General features: G+C 71.7%; 7 protein-coding genes. 4 read left to right on the top strand and 3 right to left on the bottom strand.

Annotated elements, in window-relative coordinates; genetic code table 11:
• The first annotated feature begins 206 nt into the window (after positions 1-206).
• Complete coding sequence (locus FRZ03_RS07680; protein WP_261398669.1) at positions 207-692, top strand: acyl-CoA dehydrogenase family protein; 486 nt, start codon at positions 207-209, stop codon at positions 690-692.
• A gap of 122 nt (positions 693-814) precedes the next feature.
• Here the strand turns inward: FRZ03_RS07680 and FRZ03_RS07675 are convergent, their stop codons facing one another.
• The 3 genes from FRZ03_RS07675 to FRZ03_RS07665 all read right to left on the bottom strand — a co-directional run bounded on the left by FRZ03_RS07675 (position 815) and on the right by FRZ03_RS07665 (position 4,017).
• Positions 815-2,293: an alpha/beta hydrolase gene (locus tag FRZ03_RS07675; protein WP_146464390.1), complete on the bottom strand. Its 1,479-nt coding sequence runs from the start codon at positions 2,291-2,293 to the stop codon at positions 815-817.
• A gap of 213 nt (positions 2,294-2,506) precedes the next feature.
• Entirely contained in the window at positions 2,507-2,815 is a 309-nt protein-coding gene (locus tag FRZ03_RS07670) for a hypothetical protein (protein ID WP_146464389.1), read from the bottom strand.
• Between the two features lie 353 nt (positions 2,816-3,168).
• The gene (locus FRZ03_RS07665) at positions 3,169-4,017 is read right to left on the bottom strand and encodes a helix-turn-helix transcriptional regulator (protein WP_146464388.1); all 849 of its coding nucleotides are present in this window, start codon (positions 4,015-4,017) and stop codon (positions 3,169-3,171) included.
• Positions 4,018-4,167: 150 nt separating this feature from the next.
• Here FRZ03_RS07665 and FRZ03_RS07660 point away from each other — a divergent pair, with 150 nt between their 5' ends.
• The 3 genes from FRZ03_RS07660 to FRZ03_RS07650 all read left to right on the top strand — a co-directional run bounded on the left by FRZ03_RS07660 (position 4,168) and on the right by FRZ03_RS07650 (position 5,977).
• On the top strand, positions 4,168-4,947 hold the full coding sequence (locus FRZ03_RS07660) for an NAD(P)H-dependent oxidoreductase (RefSeq protein ID WP_146464387.1): 780 nt from the start codon (positions 4,168-4,170) through the stop codon (positions 4,945-4,947).
• A gap of 229 nt (positions 4,948-5,176) precedes the next feature.
• A complete protein-coding gene (locus tag FRZ03_RS07655) occupies positions 5,177-5,431 on the top strand; it encodes a hypothetical protein (RefSeq protein WP_146464386.1) in 255 nt (84 codons plus the stop codon).
• Between the two features lie 258 nt (positions 5,432-5,689).
• On the top strand, positions 5,690-5,977 hold the full coding sequence (locus tag FRZ03_RS07650) for a hypothetical protein (RefSeq protein ID WP_146464385.1): 288 nt from the start codon (positions 5,690-5,692) through the stop codon (positions 5,975-5,977).
• Positions 5,978-6,000: the final 23 nt, after the last annotated feature.

Here is a 6,000-nt window from a genome sequence, read left to right as displayed (position 1 = left end):
ACCCGGTACTCGCCCGGGGGAGCGCGGCGCCTCGCGCGCAACTCCTCGCGCCCCACACGCCGGTGCCCCCGCGCGCGCCACCCAGGGCCACCCGGGCCACACCGGCCGACGCCGGAACGGTGAGCGTCATGCAGGCCGATGCCTCGCTCCGTCACTCCCTCCGTGGTTGACCGAATCGACGACGCGCCGTCTACCGCCTCGCCCTGGTGAACCTGTCAGCGATCGGGCACATGGGCTGGGCCCTCGGCGTCGGCCGGCGCCTCCTGGCCGAGCTGAAGCGGGTTGCCGCGGCGCGGTCCGGTTCGTGGGGCGCCGCGGTCGACACTTCCCGGTTCCACGCCGCGTACGCGACGGCGGAGGCCGGACTTCGGGCAGCCCGGGCCTGGGCGAACGACGTCTGGCAGGACGTCGAACAGTCCTTGGACCAGGGCCGGTCGCCGAGCACGGAGCAGGACACTCTGATCCGCCTCGTCCTCGACCACACCACCTCGACCGTGTACGAGGTGGGCCGCACCGTACACCGCTGGGCCGGCTCGGCGGCGATCCGCCGCGGCCCGGTCGACCGCTTCCTGCGCGACCTCGGGACGGGCGCGCAGCACATGACGTCGAGCCCGGTCGTGCTCCAGAACTGCGGCAAGTGGCTGAGCGGTGCCCGGCCGGACGCCCGATGGAGCTTCCTCGACCTGACCTGACCGTCCGGGGCTGTTGACCAGGACCCCAACCACCCTGGGCCGACTCCACCGAAGATCCGGCCCCCGACGCCGCCGTGCGCTTCCCGTGAACCGGACTGGCTCGGTGCCGCGGCAGGGTGTGCTCACTCGCAGTAGACGTCCGCCTCGGGCCGTCGGCCGGTGGCCAGGAACCGCGAGACGGTCTCGTCTCCGCAGGCGTTGCCGTTGGCCAGATAGGCCTCGTGACCGGTGGAGTCGACGGTGACCATGACGGCGCGGCGGCCCAGGGCGGTACGGAGTTTGAGGGCGCCGCTCAGCGGGGTCGCCACGTCGCGCTCGTTCTGGACGAGCATGATGTGGCCGGCCGGTCCGCGGTCGGTGATCCGCACCGGCGCCTGTTCCGGCCGCCACGGCCAGGCGGCGCAGACCATTGCGTTGCGAGGCATGCCCGCCGTCAGCGGGTACGTGGCGCGGCTCTCGTCAACGGACCTCTGGTAGAAGGTGGTCGAGCGCGGCCAGGCGACGTCGTTGCAGATGGTGGCGGCGGCCACGCCGGTGAGGTTCTGCAGCACGGTGTCCGGGGGCGACTGCGGTGCGGGCGGCACCGTGCCCTTGCGTGCGGCCAGGATCAGCTGGGCCAGGCCGGCGTAGTCGTCGGGGTCGTAGAAGCTGTTCAGCATGGTCTGGCGCAGTACGTTGCCGTTCAGCTCGGCAGGGTTGGCGCCGGGCCAGGGGATCGGAGCGCGGTCCAGGTCGGCGGCGAGGCGGAGGAAGAGGGGGCGCACCTCGGCGGCCGTGCCCGCCAGTTGGTACGGATTGTCCGGCGCGGACGCCCACTTGGCGAACACGGGGAAGTTGTCCTCGACGCCGACCTCGAACGCGGCGAGCCAGGCGCGCTCCGCCCTGACCGGGTCGGGGTTGCCGCTGCTGTCGAGGACGACGCGGTCCGTGCGCTGCGGGAACAGCTGGGCGTAGACCGCGCCGACGTACGTCCCGTACGACACGCCCCACACCGACAGGCGGCGCTCGCCCAGCGCGGCCCGGACACGGTCGATGTCACGGGCGTTGTCGACCGTGCTGATGTGCCGTATCAACGCGCCGCCGTTGCGTGCGCACGCGTCCGCCATGCGCCGGGCGGTGGCCATGTTTCCGGTGACCGATCCGGCGGCGTCGGGCCAGGGCCGCAGCGCCGTCAGGGCGAGGTCGCTGTGGCCGAGCCCGCAATCGACCGCTGTGGAGGGCGCGTTGCCACGCGGGGCGAACCCGATCAGGTCGTACTGGTCCCGCACGGCCTGAGGCAGCTTCTGCCCCTTCCCGGACGGGTCGTCGAGGCTGTCGCCACCCGGCCCGCCGGGGACGAGCAGCAGCGCGCCCCGGCGCGCCGACGGCTTCTCGCTGCGGATACGGGAGAGCGCCAGATCTATCTTCGGACCGTCAGGGTCGGCGTAGTCCATCGGCACGGTGAGGGTCGCGCACTCCTGCCGGGGATCATGGCCGGTGCCCTCGCACCTGGCCCAGTGCAGTGGCCCGCCGGCACTGGCGGAGGACGTGACCGGAGCGAGCAGGCCGAGGAGGACGACGGTGGCGGCGAGGAGCGAGGCGTTGCGGAAACTCTTCGTCATGCTCAGAGCTTCGCCGATCTTCGCCGGCCGACCCATCCGGTCAGCACCCCGTTTGCAGGGGGGGCCTACCCCCACCCCCATTCGGGTCCGGCCGCTATACCAACGCCTTTTCTGGCTACCGGTCAATATCCGCTAGCCGACTGGTGTTTGAGGGCACCGCTTCGTCGATCCGATCGACCCGTCCATCGAGGGACGGAACCGACTGATGCCCGGTCACAGGGCACGCGTACGCCTCCACACCAGAACCGTGCCGACGCCGGAGAGAACAAGCACGACAGAGGAGACGACCATCAGTGTGGACTGCATACTGCGTGTGTCCTCGGCCTTCTTGGCCATGACGTCGTAGGAGGCTCCGTGCCCCGGAAGGAGGTCTCCCCGAAAGGTGCAACTGTCTCCCGGGTGCATGAGCTGGTCACCACAGCGGACGCCGTCGGCAGTGTGAGAAATCGTGTATATCCCGATCCCGAGGAACACCGCGGAAGCGAGGAAGAGGACACCGAGAGCGCGAAGAAGGAAGGACATACCGCGATTACAGCAGTTCTGAGACCGCCCTCACCCGAAGACGAAGCGAATTCGGCCGCACAGCACCAGTGGTCGCCCGCGCCCCTCCCGCACCGGCAGCGAGTGTGAGCGCGTGCTCAGACGGCCGGCACCATGCACAGCGCGACGCCCCGGTCCGCCGTGCCGGCGGTGAACTCCGCCGGGCCGACCGACGTGACCGACGCCTTGGAGCGGGGGCGGCACCCCACGCCTCGGCCGGTCCGCGGCAGGGGAGCGGGCCCCGGCCGCCGAAGGGACGCGGCGCGGGCGACACCGGGATCCGGCTCTGCCGCCGGCCGTCCGACGCGCTCGAACCCGGGCCGGGGCAGCCGGCATTACTCGCGGACCCGAGCGCTCACTGCGGGATGTGCGTCACCACCGGCCGCGGCCAGGTCTGCGAGCAGGCGCAGTCCGTCCTCGGCAGGGCTGCCGGAGGCCGCGGACAGCACGACCAGCTCCATGCCCGGTTCGTTCGGCAGGACGAAGTTCTCCTGGTGCAGTTCCAGCAGCCCGACCAGTGGATGCCGATACGCCTTGCGTCCGTATGTGCGGGCGCGCACGTCCGCGCGGGCCCAGAGGCGGCGGAAGCGCTCGCTGCCCATCGCCAGCTCGCCGACGAGTGCGGCCAGACGGGGATCATCGGGGTATTTGCCGGCGGCCAGGCGCAGGTGCCCGACCACGTCGAGGGTGCAGTTCTCCCAGTCCGCGTAGAGCCCGCGGTCGGCCTCCTCGAGGAAGAGGTGCCGTGCGATGTTCAGGCCCGGCATCGGCCGGCCGTAGAGGAGCCCGGCGAGGCGGTTGCCGGCGAGCACGTCCAGGCGGTGGTTCATGATCAGCGCGGGTCCGTCGGCGACCAGGTCGAGGACGCGCAGCAGCTCGGGGCGGATCCGCCCGCCCGGCGCCTTCGCGCGGCGGCGGCGCTGCCGGGCGAGCCGGTAGAGGTGCCCGCGTTCGGTCTCGTCGAGGTCGAGGACGCGGGCGAGGGCGTCGAGGACCTGCTCGGAGGGCTGGGTCGCGCGGCCCTGCTCCAGGCGGACGTAGTAGTCGACGCTGACTCCGGACAGGTGCGCGACCTCTTCGCGGCGCAGCCCTTCGACCCGGCGGCGGCTGTCGGTGGGAATGCCGACGGCAGCCGGGTCGACGCGGGAACGCCGGGTCCGCAGGAAGCCCGCGAGATCGTCCATGCCTTCAGTATGGCCTCGGCGGCGCCCGCGAAGGTGGTCCTGAAGGTGGTCCTGCCAATACCAGGAAGTCCCGTCCGACGGAACATGAGCCCCTGAACGCCGGGCGCCGTGGCGTCCAGGATCGAAGGCATCCGATCCGAAGGAGTTCCCATGAAGACGCTGATCGTCTACGCCCACCCGGAGCCGAAGTCGCTCAACGGCTCGCTGAAGGACCTCGCGGTGACCACGCTGGAGAGCGCCGGGCACGAGGTACGGGTGAGCGATCTGTACGCGATGAACTGGAAGGCGGCCGTGGACGCCGAGGACTACGGCCCGCACGCCTCACGTCCGCTGAAGGTCGCCCTGGACTCGGGCCGGGCCTTCGACGCCGGGACGCTCACCCGGGACGTCCTCGCCGAGCAGGAGAAGCTGCTGTGGGCCGACACGATCATCTTCCAGTTCCCGTTGTGGTGGTACTCGATGCCCGCGATCCTCAAGGGCTGGGTGGACCGCGTCTTCACGTACCACTTCGCGTACGGCGTCGGAGAGCACAGCGACACCACATACGGTGAGCGCTTCGGCGAAGGCACCCTCGCGGGCAGGCGGGCGCTGTTGTCGGTGACCGCCGGCGGTCCGGAGTCGCACTACGCCGCTCGCGGGATCAACGGCCCCATCGACGATCTGCTGTTCCCGATCCAGCACGGCATCCTCTACTACCCGGGCATCGAGGTGCTGCCGCCGTTCGTGCTGTACGGCAGCGACCGGATGACCAGCGAGGACTACCCGGACGTCGCCAAGGCATGGAAGCAGCGTCTGCTCACCCTGGAGTCGACCGAGCCGATCGCGTTCCGGCGGCAGAACTTCGGCGACTACGAGATCCCCTCGCTGCACCTGAAGGAGGGACTGGAGCCCGCGGGCCGAAGCGGTTTCGGGCTGCATGTGCGCGGCTGACGCCGGCGATGGACAGGGCGACCCGGGACGCGGACCCGAGGGGCAGACCGAGGACCGTGGCGGCGGTGGCGGCCGCCGCGCCGCCCGCCCCCGCCCGTTCCGCGAGCCGGCGTGTACGCCGGCCGGAGTGCCGTGGTGGCGCCGTCGGCTGCGTCGGATCGTGCCGCGTCGCGGCGGCGCCCGTTCGTGCTGCCGGTACCACGGCGGCGACCGGCACACCGTCAACGCGATGGCACTGCGGGTCCTCCAGAGGGCGCGGACGCGATCCGTGGACCCCGACGACACGGAGGAGTTCGCCACCGGCCACGCGGCCGAGGCCGGCGCCACCCGCCGGGAGACCGAGGCGCCGGCCATCCTGTTCAGCATCGCGAACGCGCTCCAGCCCTCCGGCGGCGGCTACATCAACGGCCGGCACCTGGCCCAGGCCGTGCTGGAGGCAGGCGTACGCCGCACCGTCGTCCCGCACCACGCCGACGAGACGTAGCCCGGGGGCCGGTGCCGGCGGACTGAGCACTCGGCTGTGCGGCCCGCGGCTTTCCCCCTCTCGTCGTTGGGGTGGCCCCGTGTCCCATGACCGCGGGCTGGTCCTGTGGGCCGGGACGCTCGCGCGCCGCAGCACGGTCACAGCCCAGCCCCTCGTCTCCTCGCGAGCGGCAGACCGCGCTGCGGACGCTGGAACGATGAGCCGTCGGTGATCGTCTGGACAAGAGACGGGGACATCACCGACAGGAGGGAACACACGATGAAGGACGCAGGGCAGGGCCGCCGCCCCAGTGCTCGGTCGGCCGCCCATGCTCCCTGGTGGGCAGGGCTCGGTCCGCTGGGCGGCGGCATTCTCGTCCTGGCCGGACTGTCCCTGCTCGCCTGGCTGTTCCTTGGTGGACACAGCGCCGACGAGGAATGGGGCGCGTACTACGGTGCGGGCAAGGCCGTGGCGATCGGCGCTGTGATCGCCGGTACGGCACTGGTGTCGAAGGGCCGCAACGGCGGGGCCGGGGACGGAACGGATGCGGACGGCGAGGCGGGATGACGGAACCCGAACGCGCCCACGAG

Source organism: Streptomyces misionensis (genome assembly GCF_007896895.1).
GTDB classification, from domain to species: Bacteria; Actinomycetota; Actinomycetes; order Streptomycetales; family Streptomycetaceae; genus Streptomyces; species Streptomyces misionensis_A.
This window is presented reverse-complemented; position numbering and strand designations above follow the sequence as displayed.

What these genes read in the sequence shown, in the direction of transcription:
- FRZ03_RS07670 (WP_146464389.1), bottom strand. Translation starts at nt 2,815, where the DNA reads ATGTCCTTCCTTCTTCGCGCTCTCGGTGTCCTCTTCCTCGCTTCCGCG.
- FRZ03_RS07675 (WP_146464390.1), bottom strand. Translation starts at nt 2,293, where the DNA reads ATGACGAAGAGTTTCCGCAACGCCTCGCTCCTCGCCGCCACCGTCGTC.
- FRZ03_RS07660 (WP_146464387.1), top strand. Translation starts at nt 4,168, where the DNA reads ATGAAGACGCTGATCGTCTACGCCCACCCGGAGCCGAAGTCGCTCAAC.
- FRZ03_RS07655 (WP_146464386.1), top strand. Translation starts at nt 5,177, where the DNA reads ATGGCACTGCGGGTCCTCCAGAGGGCGCGGACGCGATCCGTGGACCCC.
- FRZ03_RS07665 (WP_146464388.1), bottom strand. Translation starts at nt 4,017, where the DNA reads ATGGACGATCTCGCGGGCTTCCTGCGGACCCGGCGTTCCCGCGTCGAC.
- FRZ03_RS07650 (WP_146464385.1), top strand. Translation starts at nt 5,690, where the DNA reads ATGAAGGACGCAGGGCAGGGCCGCCGCCCCAGTGCTCGGTCGGCCGCC.